This is a genomic window from Enterobacteriaceae bacterium Kacie_13 (genome assembly GCA_013457415.1).
Taxonomy (GTDB): Bacteria; Pseudomonadota; Gammaproteobacteria; order Enterobacterales; family Enterobacteriaceae; genus Rahnella.
In genome coordinates this window covers 2,758,694-2,774,089 of sequence record CP045665.1, presented here as the reverse complement: position 1 = coordinate 2,774,089, position 15,396 = coordinate 2,758,694, and the positions used below count along the sequence as shown (strand labels likewise).

Annotated in this window: 15 protein-coding genes; 8 read left to right on the top strand and 7 right to left on the bottom strand. The window is 53.6% G+C overall.

Annotated elements, in window-relative coordinates; genetic code table 11:
- Positions 1-230 precede the first annotated feature (230 nt).
- The 6 genes from sapF to pspF form a co-directional block, all read right to left on the bottom strand.
- Positions 231-1,046 (bottom strand): peptide ABC transporter ATP-binding protein SapF, encoded by an 816-nt coding sequence (sapF, locus tag GE278_12610; protein QLK61560.1) that lies wholly within the window; start codon positions 1,044-1,046, stop codon positions 231-233.
- Positions 1,046-2,038, bottom strand: coding sequence for a peptide ABC transporter ATP-binding protein SapD (sapD, locus tag GE278_12605; GenBank protein QLK61559.1), 993 nt, complete (start codon positions 2,036-2,038; stop codon positions 1,046-1,048). Before sapD ends, sapF begins: the two co-directional genes overlap by 1 nt.
- The gene (gene sapC, locus GE278_12600) at positions 2,038-2,928 is read right to left on the bottom strand and encodes a peptide ABC transporter permease SapC (protein QLK61558.1); all 891 of its coding nucleotides are present in this window, start codon (positions 2,926-2,928) and stop codon (positions 2,038-2,040) included. The genes sapD and sapC overlap by 1 nt, the downstream gene beginning before the upstream one ends.
- Positions 2,915-3,880, bottom strand: a complete 966-nt coding sequence (gene sapB, locus GE278_12595) for a peptide ABC transporter permease SapB (GenBank protein QLK61557.1) — start codon at positions 3,878-3,880, stop codon at positions 2,915-2,917. Before sapB ends, sapC begins: the two co-directional genes overlap by 14 nt.
- Complete coding sequence (gene sapA, locus GE278_12590) at positions 3,877-5,541, bottom strand: peptide ABC transporter substrate-binding protein SapA (GenBank protein QLK61556.1); 1,665 nt, start codon at positions 5,539-5,541, stop codon at positions 3,877-3,879. The genes sapB and sapA overlap by 4 nt, the downstream gene beginning before the upstream one ends.
- 369 nt (positions 5,542-5,910) lie before the next feature.
- Positions 5,911-6,915, bottom strand: coding sequence for a phage shock protein operon transcriptional activator (gene pspF / locus GE278_12585; GenBank protein QLK61555.1), 1,005 nt, complete (start codon positions 6,913-6,915; stop codon positions 5,911-5,913).
- A gap of 256 nt (positions 6,916-7,171) precedes the next feature.
- Here pspF and pspA point away from each other — a divergent pair, with 256 nt between their 5' ends.
- From pspA to GE278_12555, 6 genes are all read left to right on the top strand, one after another.
- Positions 7,172-7,843 carry a phage shock protein PspA gene (pspA, locus tag GE278_12580; protein ID QLK61554.1) on the top strand — a complete coding sequence of 224 codons (672 nt, stop codon included), beginning with the start codon at positions 7,172-7,174 and terminating at the stop codon, positions 7,841-7,843.
- Between the two features lie 97 nt (positions 7,844-7,940).
- Positions 7,941-8,168: an envelope stress response membrane protein PspB gene (pspB, locus tag GE278_12575; GenBank protein ID QLK61553.1), complete on the top strand. Its 228-nt coding sequence runs from the start codon at positions 7,941-7,943 to the stop codon at positions 8,166-8,168.
- Entirely contained in the window at positions 8,168-8,527 is a 360-nt protein-coding gene (gene pspC, locus GE278_12570; GenBank protein ID QLK61552.1) for an envelope stress response membrane protein PspC, read from the top strand. Before pspB ends, pspC begins: the two co-directional genes overlap by 1 nt.
- 71 nt (positions 8,528-8,598) lie before the next feature.
- Positions 8,599-8,850 carry a phage shock protein D gene (locus tag GE278_12565; protein ID QLK61551.1) on the top strand — a complete coding sequence of 84 codons (252 nt, stop codon included), beginning with the start codon at positions 8,599-8,601 and terminating at the stop codon, positions 8,848-8,850.
- Positions 8,825-10,222 carry a YcjX family protein gene (locus GE278_12560; GenBank protein ID QLK61550.1) on the top strand — a complete coding sequence of 466 codons (1,398 nt, stop codon included), beginning with the start codon at positions 8,825-8,827 and terminating at the stop codon, positions 10,220-10,222. Before GE278_12565 ends, GE278_12560 begins: the two co-directional genes overlap by 26 nt.
- Complete coding sequence (locus GE278_12555; GenBank protein QLK61549.1) at positions 10,219-11,286, top strand: TIGR01620 family protein; 1,068 nt, start codon at positions 10,219-10,221, stop codon at positions 11,284-11,286. Before GE278_12560 ends, GE278_12555 begins: the two co-directional genes overlap by 4 nt.
- Positions 11,287-11,370: 84 nt before the next feature.
- Here the strand turns inward: GE278_12555 and GE278_12550 are convergent, their stop codons facing one another.
- Positions 11,371-11,562, bottom strand: a complete 192-nt coding sequence (locus GE278_12550) for a chemotaxis protein (GenBank protein ID QLK61548.1) — start codon at positions 11,560-11,562, stop codon at positions 11,371-11,373.
- Between the two features lie 458 nt (positions 11,563-12,020).
- Here GE278_12550 and GE278_12545 point away from each other — a divergent pair, with 458 nt between their 5' ends.
- Together GE278_12545 and GE278_12540 are read left to right on the top strand one after the other, a co-directional pair.
- On the top strand, positions 12,021-13,307 hold the full coding sequence (locus GE278_12545; GenBank protein ID QLK61547.1) for an HlyD family efflux transporter periplasmic adaptor subunit: 1,287 nt from the start codon (positions 12,021-12,023) through the stop codon (positions 13,305-13,307).
- Positions 13,294-15,393: an ATP-binding cassette domain-containing protein gene (locus GE278_12540; protein ID QLK61546.1), complete on the top strand. Its 2,100-nt coding sequence runs from the start codon at positions 13,294-13,296 to the stop codon at positions 15,391-15,393. Before GE278_12545 ends, GE278_12540 begins: the two co-directional genes overlap by 14 nt.
- The last annotated feature ends 3 nt before the right edge of the window (positions 15,394-15,396 follow it).

The window sequence follows — 15,396 nt, the reverse complement described above, 5'->3', positions numbered from 1 at the left end:
GGGTCCTTTGCTTCAGGCCTGATAGCTCAGGCAAATTTACAGACCCTATCGTTGCTTATCCTTGTGCCGAGATAAAATAATGTTAAGCGATAAATCATAGCGAAATGGAATAGAAAGGCGCAGAAATAACAGTCGGATCTCTTAATGGCGACAATTTGTCCCGTCATTGCCAAAAAAAACGACATCAGTTGCCTGATGCCGTCTTATTCACAAAGCTGTTATCGCCAGTTTCAGCGCCCGTTACCATCGCGACGCCACGCATCAGCGGTCAGGGCTTCACCGAAGTGGCTGGAGATCAGCCGTTTAGTGAGGTCATGCAGCGGCGCAGCCAGTACTTCAGCAGTATTACCGCGCTCAACTACTTCACCTTCATGCATTACCAGCACCTGATCGCTGATGTGTTTCATCATGCCGAGGTGCTGGGTCACATAGATGTACGAAATGCCCTGCTTTTCCTGCAACTCGAGCATCATATTGATGACCTGCGAGCGCATCGACATATCCAGCGACGCCAGAGCTTCATCTGCAACAATCACTTTCGGTTGCAGGATCAGTGCGCGGGCGAGGGCGACGCTCTGTTTTTGCCCAGAGGCGAGCATATGCGGATAATAGTTGGCGTGATCGGGCAACATGCCTACCAGCCTTAACGTCTGGTTAATGCGCTGCTCACGCTGTTGTGCGTCCATTTCACTGTTCAGACGCAGCGGAGCCTCCAGCAACTGTCCTATCCGCTGACGAGGATTGAGCGATGTGCTCGGATCCTGAAAAATCATGCGAATTTGCTGGCTGCGAAAGCGATAGTCGCGAAATGCCAGCGGATGATCGTCAATCAGGATCTCACCGCCGCTGGGCTCCACCATCCCGGACAGCATTTTCGCCAGCGTCGATTTTCCTGAGCCATTTTCGCCGATAATCGCCAGCGTCTGTTTTTCGCGCAGCGTGAAGCTAACGGGTTTAACCGCTTCAAGATTCATTTTGCGGAACAGCCCGGTGCGATAACGGAACGTTTTGCTCAGGTTACGAACTTCGAGCAAGGTCTCGGCCATTATTGCTCCTCCATATTCAGCGGGAAGTGACAGGCATAAGCATGAGTTTTCGCCAGACGCAGGCGCGGAGTTTCAATACATTTTTTCTGAGCATAAGGGCAGCGGGGCCCAAGCCGGCAACCGATCGGCAGATGTTCCAGTGAAGGAATAGCCCCTGGCAGCGTGTTCAGGCGACTTTTATGCTGCAGTGAACGGCCAAAATCCGGCATTGCGCGGATCAGCGCCTGCGTGTACGGATGATGGGGAGTCGACAGCAGGTCTTCGCAGGTGGCGCTTTCGACCGTTTGCCCGCAGTACAGCACGTTGATACGGTTGGCCCATTTACTCATCATTTGCAGGTCGTGGCTGATCAGCAAAATCGTGGTGTTATTGTTCTGGTTGAGACGCGCCAGCAGGCGGAAAATCTGCGCCTGAGTCGTTGGTTCCATGGCGTTGGTTGGCTCATCGGCGATCAGCAGACGTGGCTGATTGGCCAGCGCAATGGCAATCATCACTTTCTGGCATTCACCTTCGGTCAGTTCATAGGGATAACTGGCCATAATGTCTTTGTGATCTTTAATGCCGACGCGGTGCAGCAGCTCGATGGCGCGATATTTGCGCCAGCGAAAGCGCTGATACCAGCGGCCTTTATAGGTCCAGCCGGGGATCGCCTGACTCAGTTGCCGCCCGATGTTCTCGGAGGGATCCAGACAGGACTGAGGCTCCTGAAAAATCATAGATACGTTCTGACCCACCAGCTTGCGGCGCTCGCGCGGGGTAAGCTGCAACAGATCGATATCATCAAAGCGCATCCGGTCAGCGGTGACGCGCCAGTTGTCTTTGGTCACGCCGCAGATGGCTTTAGCGATCAGGCTTTTCCCCGAACCGGATTCGCCCACCAGCCCGCGAATTTCGCCGGCATTGAGCGTCATACTGACGCGATCGACTGCTTTAACCGGGCCGTCGGAGGTCATAAATTCGATGGTCAGATTGCGGATATCAAGTAACGGCATTATTCCACCCCCGCATTGATCGCCCGACGCACACCGTCACCCAGCAGATTAATGAGCAGCACGCTGATAAGTATCGCGGCACCCGGCAGCATCACCGTCCACGGCGCGACATACACCAGCTCCAGCGAATCTCCGAGCATTGCGCCCCATTCCGGCGACGGCAGTTGCGCCCCCAAATCAAGGAAGCCGAGCGCGGCGATATCCAGAATGGCCATCGACAGGGCGCGGGTAAACTCCGTTGCCAGCACCGCGACAATATTGGGTAAAACCGCGTAACGCAGAATTTGCCAGGTCGAGGCACCGTCCAGACGTACAGCGACCACATATTCTTTTTCCAGCTCGTCGTGCACCGCGCTGTAAATGGTACGCGAAATGCGTGGCAGCAGCGCCAGCCAGACTGCCAGCATCGCGTGCTCCAGTTTTGGGCCAAGAAAAGCGACCACCACAATGGCCAGCAGCAGGGAAGGAATTGACAACAATGTGTCGAGTACGTGGTTGAGAATGGCGGATTTCAGCCCGCGGGAGATCCCGGCCAGCACACCGATAATCACCCCGCAAAGCGATGCCGCGAGCGTAATTACCAGCGCACCACCGATGGTGGGCGCCGCACCGGTCAGGATCCGGCTGAGTAAATCGCGGCCCAGATCGTCGGTACCCAGGAAGAACCCTACATTCCCGTAGCGCGACCACGAAGGTGGTAGCAACTGATAACCTAAAAATTGCTGATCCAGCGCATACGGTGCCAGCAAATGACCGAAAACACACAGGAACAGCAACCCGATGACGCCGTAGAAACCGATCATCGACAGCGTGTCACGATAGAAAATCCCCCACGTATGGCGCAGCGGGCTGGGTACCTGTTTTTCGCGGTATACGTTATCGAAGGGCATACCATTCCTTATGTTTCAATGGATTCATCAGTGCACCCAAAATATCTGAGAACACGTTAACCACAATCACCAGCGAACCGACCACCATCACGCCTGCAGAAATCGCGGCGTAATCCTGCTGACGAATGGCATTGATCAGCCAGCGACCAATGCCGGGCCAGTTAAAGACCACTTCGGTGATCATCGCCAACGTCAGCATGGTAGAAAATTGCAGGCCGAGTTTTGGAATGATCGGCGGCAGCGCGTTGTGCAACACATGGCGGCGGATAATGGTGAAGCGGGATAAACCGCGCGTCGCGGCGGCTTTTACATAGTTCTTTGCCAGAATTTCATCGGTGGAAATTCGCATCAGGCGGATAACCTCGGTGGTCGGTGCCACTGCCAGTGCGGCAATCGGTAAAATCATATGTTTGACGGCGCTGACAATCATTTCATGGCGGTATGGCGAATCTGACAGCCACGCATCAATCAGCGTCAGGCCGGTGACCGTTTTCAACTGATAGAGTAAGTCCAGTCGCCCGGAAACCGGCAGCCAGCCGAGTTGAAGCGAGAAGAATAGCATCAGCAACACCGCCAGCCAGAACACCGGAATGGAAAAACCGAGCAGTGCCAGACTGCTGATCGCTACATCCGGCCATTTACCACGCATTACGCCCGCCAAAATGCCGAGCGGGATACCGATGATTAACGCCAGCGCAAACGCCAGAACGCAAAGCTCCATAGTCGCCGGAAACACGGCTTTCAACTGGTAAGTAATGCTTTCGCCGTTGATGCTGGACACGCCGAAATCCAGCTGGAATAAGCTGGTGAAATAGAAGTGATAGGCATCCCACAGCGACGCCCCACGCAGTGGAGCGTTTGGCGTGAAATAGCTCAGGCTAAATGCCACCAGGCTGAGGAAAAACAGCGTCACCAGCAGTAAAAGGATTCGACGTAACGTGAAGATGATCATGGTGCCTTCCTTCCTTCATCATCGCGAAACACACCGGCAAACGAGGAATTACCAAACGGGCTTAAGACCAGACCTTTTATATCGTAACGATAAGCCTGAAGGCGCAGGGAGGAAGCCAGTGGCAGAACGGGTAACTGCTGCTCTAGAATTTTTTGCGCCTGCTGATAAAACTCAATGCGCTGAGAAAGCTGCTGGGAGAGCAAACCCTGACGCAGCAGTTCATCAAATTTCGGGTCACACCAGTGAGCATAGTTGGTCTGCGAATGGATCGCCGCACAACTGAGCATCGGACGGAAGAAACTGTCGGGGTCGTTACTGTCCGTCGACCAGCCGGTAAGCGTCAGGTCGTGGTTCATTTCCATTAGTTTGGCCTCCTGAAAACGACCTTCAACCGGTACGATCACCACTTTTATACCCACCTGTGCGAGGTCAGCCTGCAACAGCTCGGCGGTTTTTAGCGGGCTCGGGTTAAACGACTGAGACGCCGTAGGCACCCACAAATGCAGCGTTAGCTTTTCCTGACCTAAATCTTTCAGGATTTGCTGTGCTTTCTTCGGATTGTATTCCGTTACCTGTGCGTTGCTGTCATACGCCCAGGAGGCGCGCGGCAGTATGGACGCGGCAGTTTCGGCTGTACCGTAATAAATGGACTGCATCAGGCGCTGGTTATTAATAGAAAGTGCCACGGCCTGACGAATTCGCGGATCGTTCAGCGGGGCTTTATTGGTATTGAAGGCCAGATACGCCACGTTCATGCCAGGGCGCAGGGACAGTCGCAAACGAGGGTCTTCACGCAGAATCGATAACTGACTGGCGGCGGGGTAGGCCAGCACGTCACATTCGCCGGTCAGAAGTTTGGATAAGCGCCCGGTGCCGCCAACGCCCATGTCGATCACCACCTGCGCCATGCGCGGTGTGCCTTTCCAGTAGCTGCCGTTGCGCGCCAGACGTACGTACTGGCCGGTGCGATATTCGCTCAGCTGGAACGGACCTGTGCCCACTGGCTGACGGTCGATCTCTTCTTCGTTACCGGCTTTTTGCAGATTCACGGCGTACTCGGCTGAAAGCACGGGGGCGTAATGCGTCGCCAGATGCCAGAGGAAAGAGGCATCAGGATTATTCAGGCGAAACTCCACCGTCGAATCATCCAGCTTCTTAATGCTCTTAATGGCTTTCGCAAACTGCAAACTGTCAAAGTATGGATACTCTTCGCCGTTCACTGCGTGGTAGTGATTATTTGGATCGATAATGCGCTGGAAGCTAAATACCACGTCATCGGCATTCATCTTACGCGTGGGTGAGAACCCCGCCGTTTTCTGGAAAGGCACGTCTTTGCGCAGATGGAAACGGTAGGTCGCGCCGTCGTCGAGAACCTCCCAGCTTTGTGCAAGCTCCGGGATCAGACGATAGGTATAGGGGTCAACGTCCAGCAGGCGGTCATAAAGTTGTGCCGCGAGGGTATCGATGATCAACCCGCTGCTGGCTTTCTGCGGGTTAAACGTATTGATCATTCCGTTGACGCAATAGACAAAGCCACTCTGGCGAATATCTTTATTCGGTGCACTGACGACCGGCGGGCTGGCGTGCGTTGGGGCGGTCTCAGCAAAAACTGCTGTGGACAAGCCGCTCAGTAAAAGCATCCACAAAGTTAAACGACGCATAAAGGCTTCAAAGTTAAGGTGCAATGCCTTAAGTGTACCGTACTCTGCGAGGTACCCCAATCCATTGCGCGAAACACCGCGTATTCCTGCGGTACATCGCGCAAATTTTACCCGTCTGGTTGGCTGAAAGTGAAAAGAGGCTACCCTTAATGACCTCAGGGTTGTTCAAAGAGTAGTCTTATTCTTGATGTGGTAATGAGAAATATTCTCAACAAAGTGCTTTACAGACGATACTGAGAACCATTATCATTCTTTTCACCGAACGAGAGGTGTTCCGCCAGGAACGTTAATCGCGAGGTACGACATTGCTCACATTGCTTCCAGAATTACTTAGCCAGCTCGGGTGCTGGCTTTTTTTTTGCCTAAAATTCAGTCACCCTCCGCCGCATTCACCAGTATTTCGTGCTTCTTTAACATTCCCCTTAACTGATGGTATGTCACGTTCAGCAGTCCGGCCGCTTTACGCTGGTTGAAACGCGCCTGTCGCAAGGCCTGTTTAATCAGATTTTTTTCCTGACCGGTCACCCATTGTTTTAAATCCAGCGGCAATGTGGGCAGAATCGGGGTGTCTGCTGACTTGGTCTGTTGCTCAGGTTCAGTCCGTCGCGCAAAGGGATTGAGGATAATGTTGTCGAGCGGGGATTCGCTGGTGCCGTGACGGTACATCGAGCGTTCAACGACGTTTTTCAGCTCGCGGATGTTACCCGGCCAGCGGTAGTGCATCAGCGTTTCATGGGCATGATCGGTAAAGCCGGGGAATAAAGGCAGTGACAGTTCGCGGCACATCTGAATGGCGAAGTGTTCGGCCAGCAACATGATGTCCTGTTGACGCTCTCTCAGCGGCGGCAGTTGCACCACATCAAAGGCGAGACGGTCCAGCAAGTCGGCGCGGAATTTTCCCGCTTCTGCCAGTGCCGGTAAATCATCATTAGTCGCGCACACCAGCCGCACATCGACCTGCAACGGTTGGCTGCCGCCGACGCGCTCAAGATGTCCGTACTCAATAACCCGAAGCAGCTTTTCCTGCACCAGCATTGGCGCCGTCGCCAGTTCATCAAGAAACAGCGTGCCACCGTCTGCGCGCTCAAAACGCCCGAGATGGCGCTTCTGCGCGCCGGTAAATGCACCTGCTTCGTGGCCAAACAGCTCTGAATCCAGCAGATTTTCATTCAGCGCCGCACAGTTTAGCGAAATGAACGGCCCCTGCCAGCGCGGTGACAAATAATGCAGCCGATGCGCGATCAGCTCTTTACCGCTGCCGCGCTCGCCGGTCACCAGCACCGGCTTGTTCAGCCTGGCCAGCTGCGAAACCTGTTCCAGTACCTCAATAAAGGCATTGGCTTCGCCGAGCAAATTCTCTGTATTATCAGTCATCAGGCTTTCCTTGTGTGGTGAATTACACTAACACTTGGTGAATTTAGTCATCTTGATAAATAAGCATAGCAGAGTCGAAAATAAAAAATTCAATTTATTCATGAGGATAATGATTTTAAAAAGTTGGCACGGATCCTGATATAGGTTTACTGCGGCAAGTCATCCGTGACGGCTGCTTTAACCGGTAATAGATTGGCCGGACACCTTAAAACCGGCTGAGGCCGGATGCCAACAGAATCAAAGAGGAATTTCGATTATGGGTATTTTTTCTCGCTTCGCTGACATCATTAACGCCAACATCAACACACTGTTGGATAAAGCAGAGGATCCACAAAAACTGGTTCGTCTGATGATTCAGGAAATGGAAGACACGCTGGTGGAGTTGCGTTCAACCTCTGCCCGCGCGCTGGCAGAAAAGAAACAGCTGATCCGCCGCATCGATCAGGGCGAGTCCCAGCAGAACGAATGGCAGGACAAAGCCGAACTGGCGCTGCGTAAAGATAAAGACGATCTGGCGCGAGCGGCGCTTATCGAAAAACAGAAACTGTCCGATCTGGTTGCTGTATTGAAAAATGAAGTGACCGTGGTAGAAGAAACGCTGGATCGCATGAAATCGGAAATCGGTGAACTGGAAAGCAAACTGACCGAAACCCGTGCCCGTCAGCAGGCGCTGACCCTGCGTCATCAGGCCGCATCTTCTTCACGTGACGTTCGCCGCCAGCTTGACAGCGGCAAGATTGATGAAGCGATGGCGCGCTTTGAGCAATTCGAGCGCCGTATCGACCACATGGAAGCGGAAGCGGAAACCGTCGGTATCGGCAAAAAGAAATCTCTGGATCAGCAGTTCGCCGATCTGAAGGCCGATGATGAAATCAGCGCGCAGATTGCGGCCCTGAAAGCGAAAATGAACGTGAGTAAAGACGCGTAATCCCCAACGATGATCGTCAATGAACCTGCCTGCGGGCAGGTTCATATTGCAGGACAAACGCCTTCACCGGCACAAAAAAGACTCATAAGGAGAGACAATGAGCTTCCTGTTTTTAGCCATTCCGCTGACCATTTTCGTATTATTCGTGGCGCCCGTGTGGTTGTGGCTTCACTACAGCAATCGCCAGCAAAATGGCACTCAGCTCAGTCAGCATGAGATGCAAAATCTCTCCAGCCTGACACAAGATGCGCAGCGTATGCGCGAACGTATTCAGGCACTGGAAGAAATTCTGGATTCTGAACATCCCGGCTGGAGGCAATCATAATGGCGAGCCGAATGTCTGAACGAAAACTCTACCGCGTGCCGGAAGAGGGCGTAGTCAAAGGCGTACTGGCCGGGCTGGCGCACTATCTCGGCGTACCGGTAAAACTGCTGCGGATCATGGCGGTGCTGTCGATTTTCTTCGGCTTGTTTATGTTCACCGTGGTGGCGTACATCATTCTCAGTTATGTACTGGATCCGGTGCCTGCCAGCGAATATGAAGGCGAAACTGCCCCTTCGCCGCGCAACCTGTTGCAAGAAGCTGACCGCGAACTGAAAGCCAGCGAGCAGCGGTTACGTCAGGTAGAACGTTATGTCACATCGGAAACCTTTGGCGTACGCAGCCGTTTCCGTCAGCTCTAAAGTATACTTCTGGCCGCCGGACGTCGTGCCGGTTGCCAATTTCCTTTCACGTCCCCGCTTAAGGAATCTTTATGACCCGTTATCTGAATTCCTCGCTGCCGGGTAAAAGCAGCCTGCTGTCGAAAATCTTCAGCGTGATTGTGACGCTGGCGCTGACGTTTGGTCCTGCCGGGCTGGCAGCCCGCGTGCTGGGCGTGGTAGCAAAAGGACCCGTTCGTTACGTTTTAGCACTATTATTAGAACCATTATTCAAACGAATTTTGACCGCGCTGTTTGGGCGCTTCGCCAGGGAGAGCAATGAAAAGACTACAAAACGAGTTTAATTCACTGATCAATCGCGGCATGGACAGGCATATGCGGCTGGCCGTCACCGGTTTAAGCCGCAGCGGAAAGACCGCTTTTATTACCGCCTTCGTTAACCAGCTTTTACATATGCACAGCGGCGCACGTCTGCCGCTGTTTTCGGCTGCCCGCGAAGAGCGTCTGCTCGGCGTAAAGCGCGTGCCCCAGCGAGATCTGGGCGTTTCACGATTTACCTATGATGAAGGTCTGGCGTCGCTGTTCGGCACGCCACCTGCGTGGCCGACACCCACCCGCGGCGTCAGCGAGATCCGTCTCGCACTGCGCTACCGCTCCAACGATTCCCTGCTTCGCCACTTCAAAGATACCTCCACGTTATATCTGGAGATTGTGGATTATCCCGGTGAATGGCTGCTGGATTTACCGATGCTGGAGCAAAACTATCTCGACTGGTCACGTCAGATGGCGGGACTGTTACAGGGCGATCGCGCTGAATGGGCGAAGCCGTGGCTGACGCTGTGCCAGCAATGCGACCCGCTGGCACCGGCCGATGAAAATCTGCTGGGCGCGATTGCACAGGCCTACACCGATTATCTGGTGCGCTGCAAAACCGAAGGGCTGCACTTTATCCAGCCTGGGCGTTTTGTTCTGCCGGGCGATCTGGCCGGCGCACCTGCGTTACAGTTCTTCCCGTGGCCGGAAATGCATCAGTACACCGATGCCCAACTGGCACAGGCTGATAAGAACAGCAATCTCGGCATGCTGCGCGCGCGTTTTGACTATTACTGCCAGACCATCGTGAAGGGGTTCTACAAAGAGCATTTCGTTCGTTTTGACCGGCAGATTGTGCTGGTGGATTGCCTCCAGCCGCTCAACAGCGGACCGCAGGCGTTTAACGATATGCGTCTGGCGCTGACCCAGCTGATGCAGAGTTTTCACTATGGCAAGCGCACGCTGTTCCGCCGCCTGTTCAATCCGTGCATCGACAAACTGATGTTTGCCGCCACCAAGGCTGATCACATTACCGGCGATCAGCACGCCAATCTGGTGTCGCTGCTACAGCAGCTGGTGCAGGAGGCATGGCAGAACGCCGCGTTCGAAGGCATCAGCATGGATTGCGCGGGGCTGGCCTCCGTGCAGGCGACCGAAACCGGACTGGTGGAATATCAGGGGCAAAGTCTGCCTGCGTTGAAAGGCCACAGATTGCAGGACGGCGCGCCGCTGACCGTTTTCCCCGGTGAGGTTCCTGCTCGCCTGCCGGGTCATGCGTTCTGGCAGAAACAGGGGTTCCACTTTGACGAGTTCCGTCCGCGCGAGATGAGCGTGGATCAGCCGTTGCCGCACATCCGACTGGACGCGGTGATGGAGTTTTTACTGGGGGATAAAATGCGATGAGCGAACCTTTAAAACCGCGTATCGATTTTGAAACGGAATTAAAAGCGCCGGTTGAACCGGTTCTCCGCCCCGCGCAGGCGTTCGACGAGATGATTTCAGAGCGCTTTATTCCCATTTCCGCTGAGACTGACGCAAAAGAGGAAGAGGGGGAGGCCGAAGCGGTGCTCAGCCGCGCGCTGAAACCGCGCCGCAGCCTGTGGAGCAAAATGGTGCGTCTGGGCGTGGCAGTGCTTGGGATAAGCGTCGTGGCGCAGGGCGTGCAATGGGTGCATCAGGCATGGATCCAGCAGGACTGGGTGACGCTCGGTGCCTGTACGGCAGGCGGTCTTATCGTGTTCGCCGGTGTCGGTTCGATTGTGACTGAATGGCGGCGCTTATACCGTTTGCGTCAGCGCGCCGACGAGCGAGATATGGCCCGTGATTTGATGCACAGCCATGGTTTAGGGCAGGGGCGCGCATTTTGCGAAAAACTGGCTGCACAGGCCGGGCTGGATAACAGCCATCCGGCACTGCAACGCTGGCAGGCCTCATTACATGAAACGCAAAATGACCGCGAAGTGGTTGAACTCTATGCCCGTTTAGTGCAGCCGGTGCTGGATGCTCAGGCGCGACGTGAAATCAGCCATTCCGCAGCAGAATCCGCGCTGATGATCGCCGTCAGTCCGCTGGCGCTGGTGGACATGGCGTTCATTGCCTGGCGCAACCTGCGTCTGGTGAATCGTATCGCGGTGCTCTACGGCATAGAACTCGGTTATTTCAGCCGTATCCGCTTGTTCCGTTTGGTTTTGCTGAACATGGCGTTCGCCGGTGCGTCAGAACTGGTGCGCGAAGTGGGGATGGACTGGATGTCGCAGGATCTGGCCGCGCGCCTTTCTGCCCGTGCGGCCCAGGGCATCGGTGCCGGTTTGCTGACTGCCCGTCTGGGCATCAAAACCATGGAGCTGTGCCGCCCGCTGCCGTGGTTGGATGGGGATAAACCCAAGCTGGGGGATTTCCGTAAAGAGCTGGTGGGAAAACTCAAAAACAGCATGGTGAAGAAAGATAAGACTAAATCAGGCGTTTAATATTCGTTCACTTACAAATCATCATAAAAAAGCCCCCGCGCAAGCGGGGGCATGTATTACTCTGGTTCACCTGTGAAGCATAAACTAGGTGGTCAGATAGTTCTGTGCTTTAGCAAGACCGTCGGAAATTTGTGAATACGCCTTGTTCACCGCATTACTGGTGTCACTTACCGCGTCCTGACCAAAGTTTGACAGGCGGTCGGCCACTTTATTCACATCTTCCGACCAACCCGCACCATTAACCATTTCAATATCACGTTCTGTTAATTGTTTCATCTTAGGTCATCCTCTTATCTGTTAAAGCCAGCCCCCAATACTTTTCATTAGAAAAAGTTCGGGGAGATGAAAACATTGAGTAATGCTATGGAGATAATTTTTACGCAATGTCTTCACAGGGATTAAGCCTAGAACACGCGTCGCGAAATTTGACTAGGAATAATCTCCTATGTGAGATTTTAATTATAACTATCTGTTTTAAATGGTTTTAATTTTAATCCCATCAGGATTTAATAAAGATTAGGGCAAAAAATACGCGTTAAAATATATTTCATCCATATTTGTAATGATGTTTTTTTAATTCCTCTGCGCGATTATCTACCGCTGTAAATATCTTCTTTCCCTGTTTCAGAGTATTCGCGGTGGCAGCCAAAATATTGACTGCTATCTTTCTAGGATCCTATTTTCAGAGATCTGCATCATGTTCATAAAAAAGGTGTTCATCCGGGGGCTAAAATATGCTCTTTCGTAAAGAGGTGAATGAACATCAGCAAAGCCACTGGGCGGGGAAAGCGCTATTACTCGCAGGCTGGCCTTTATGGATAGTCACTACGTTGACCGCCATTTTTATTATCGCACTCCTGATTTTCCTCATCTTCGCCAACTACACGCGGCGCATCAACGTCAGCGGTGAAATCATCACGCAGCCACACAGCATCAACCTGTTCAGCCCGGAGCAGGGCGTGGTGACAGAGCTGTATGTCGATACGGGCAAGCCGGTAAAAAAAGGCCAGCCACTGTATGAGATTGATGTCAGCCGGGTGACGCAGGCGGGGAATGTCAGTACCACCACGCTTGCAGCAATCAAAAAACAACGCGAGCAGATTGATGCCATCATCGTGCAGCTTCAGCACAACAAGCAGGAAACACTGGAGAATCTGCAACAGCAGTTAGATCAGTATCAGAAGGCGCACGAAGTCTCGCAAAGCATGGTGGATTCCGCGCAGGAAGGCCTGAACGCGATGAAGAAAAGCATGCAGAATTACGGCGCGTATCAAAAGAAAGGGCTGATTAATACCGATCAGCTCAACAACCAACGTTACCTGTTTTACCAGCAGCAAACCTCGTTCCAGAGCCTGAATACCCAGGCGATTCAGGAAGCGTTGCAGATAACCAATCTGCGCAGCGAACTGGTGACCCGTGCCGCCGAGTTCGACAATCAGATTTCGCAATACGGCTATCAGCGTAACGATCTCGAACGCCAGCTGGCACAGGCCGATGCCAAAGGATCATTACTGATCACCGCGCCGACCTCCGGCAAAATTTCCTCGCTGAGCGTTACGCCGGGGCAGATGGTCAACGCCGGTGACAGCCTTGCCCAGCTGGTGCCGGAAAAAAATTCCCCGTTCTTTCTGGTGGCATGGCTGCCGAACGAAAGCGTGCCTTACGTCAAGGCGGGCGAGCACATCAACATCCGTTATGAAGCTTATCCATTTGAAAAATATGGTCAGTTCCCCGGCAAGGTGGAATCGATCTCTTCCGCGCCAGTGTCTGAACAGGAGCTGAATTCTTACGCCAGTGCGCCGAGAACGGCCAACGGCACAGTCAGCGGACCGTATTACAAAGTGATTGTGTCGCTGGATAAAAAAGCCATGAACTGGCACGGCGAAACACTGAATTTATCCAGCGGGATGAAAGCACAATCGACCCTATTTCTGGAGAAAAGACCGCTGTATCAGTGGATGCTCTCTCCGTATTACAGCATGAAGAAAAGCGTGGTGGGGCCAATCAATGAATCTCGATAACGTTCGCGAACTGGCTGACCGCCTGCATTTCAGCTGGCGACACCGCGTACCGCAAATCATCCAGACTGAAGCCGCCGAGTGCGGGCTGGCCTGTCTGGCGATGGTGTGTGGCTACCATGGCAAACATGTTGATTTACAAACTTTGCGCCAGCGCTATGGCATTTCCTCACGCGGCGCGACCCTGCGTACCCTGATGGACATCGCCACTGCCAATGAGCTTAAATCCCGCGCGCTGAAGCTGGATATCGACGAACTGAACGCGCTGAAAACTCCCTGTATTTTGCACTGGGATCTCAACCATTTCGTCGTACTGGTCGGTGTGAAACAAGGCAAAGTGATTATTCACGACCCGGCGTTTGGCCGTCGTTCACTTGGCCTGCGCGAAGTGTCAGAGCATTTTACCGGCGTAGCGTTAGAGCTGTGGCCGGACAGCGGCTTCACATCTGAGAAGCCGCGCGTCAGGCTCGATCTGCGCAAAATGATGGGCAACGTTAGCGGCCTTATTCCGGCGCTGACTAAGATTTTCTGCCTGTCGCTGATGATAGAATCCGTCAATTTGCTGCTGCCGGTCGGAATGCAGCTGGTTATGGACCACGTGATCCCGGCGAAAGACCCGGATTTACTGACGCTCATCTGTCTGGGTCTGCTGTTCTTTATTATTTTCCGCACCGGCGTCAGTATGCTTCGTGCCTGGACGTCGCTGGTGATGAGTACACTTATCGACGTGCAATGGAAAGCGCGGCTGTTCGACCATCTGCTTAAACTGCCGCTCGATTACTTTGAAAAACGCAAACTCGGCGATATCCAGTCACGTTTCACTTCGCTCGATACGCTGCGCACTACGCTGACCACCAATGTGGTTAACAGCATTATCGACGGCATTATGTCGGTGGGGCTTATCGTGATGATGGTGCTCTACGGCGGCTGGCTGATTTGGGTGATTTTGGGTTTCACGGCGGTGTACGTGATTTTCCGTCTGACGACCTACAACGCCTATCGTCAGGTTTCGGAAGAACAAATCGTCAAAGGTGCGCGTACCGGTTCGCATTTCATGGAAACGCTGTACGGCATCAGTACGCTGAAAGCGCTGGGGTTATCCAAAGCGCGCGCCAACTTCTGGCTTAATCTGAACATTGATAACGCCAATGCGACGGTGCGTAAAACCAAATTTGAAATGATGTTTACCGGCGGAAATACGCTGATCGCCACGCTCGACCAGGTCGCTTTGCTGTGGCTGGGTGCGACGCAGGTGATCGACGGGCATATGACACTCGGGATGTTTGTGGCGTTCAACACCTATCGCGGGCAGTTCTCGGAACGTGCGGCCAATCTGCTGAACATGATGTTGCAGCTGAAAATGCTGTCGTTGCACCGCGACCGTATCGCCGACATCGCGCTGACCGACACTGAGAAATCATTACCGGAACGAGAACTGCTGCGGGCGGGCGAGGCGGCGTCGCTGGACGTGCGCGATTTGGTGTTCCAGTACGACAGCCTGACAGCGCCGCTGATCAATGGCCTGAATCTGTCGGTCGCGGCGGGTGAAAGCGTGGCGATCACCGGGCCGTCGGGGCAGGGCAAAACCACGCTGATGAAAATCATGACCGGTTTGCTCTCACCCACCGAAGGCCGGATCCTCATCAACGGCATGGATATCACCACCGCCGGGCTGAACAACTATCGCAGCTGTATCGCCTGTGTGTTACAGGATGATACGTTGTTTGCCGGGTCGATTGCCGAGAACATCGCCAGTTTTGATGAGCAGAAGGATGAAGCGCGCATTATTGACTGCGCCCGTCGCTGCAACATTCATGAGGATATTGAACGGATGCCGATGGGCTATGAAACGCTGATAAGCGAACTGGGCGGCAGCCTCTCTGGCGGCCAGAAGCAGCGGGTGCTGATTGCCCGCGCGCTCTACCGACGCCCGGCGATCCTGTTCCTCGACGAAGCCACCAGCCATCTGGATCTGGACAATGAAGCGCGGATTAATCAGGCCATCAGTGAGCTGGACATTACGCGCATTTTTATTGCCCACCGGCCATCGACCATTGCTTCGGCCGATCGCGAGATCAAGCTTGGATAAACC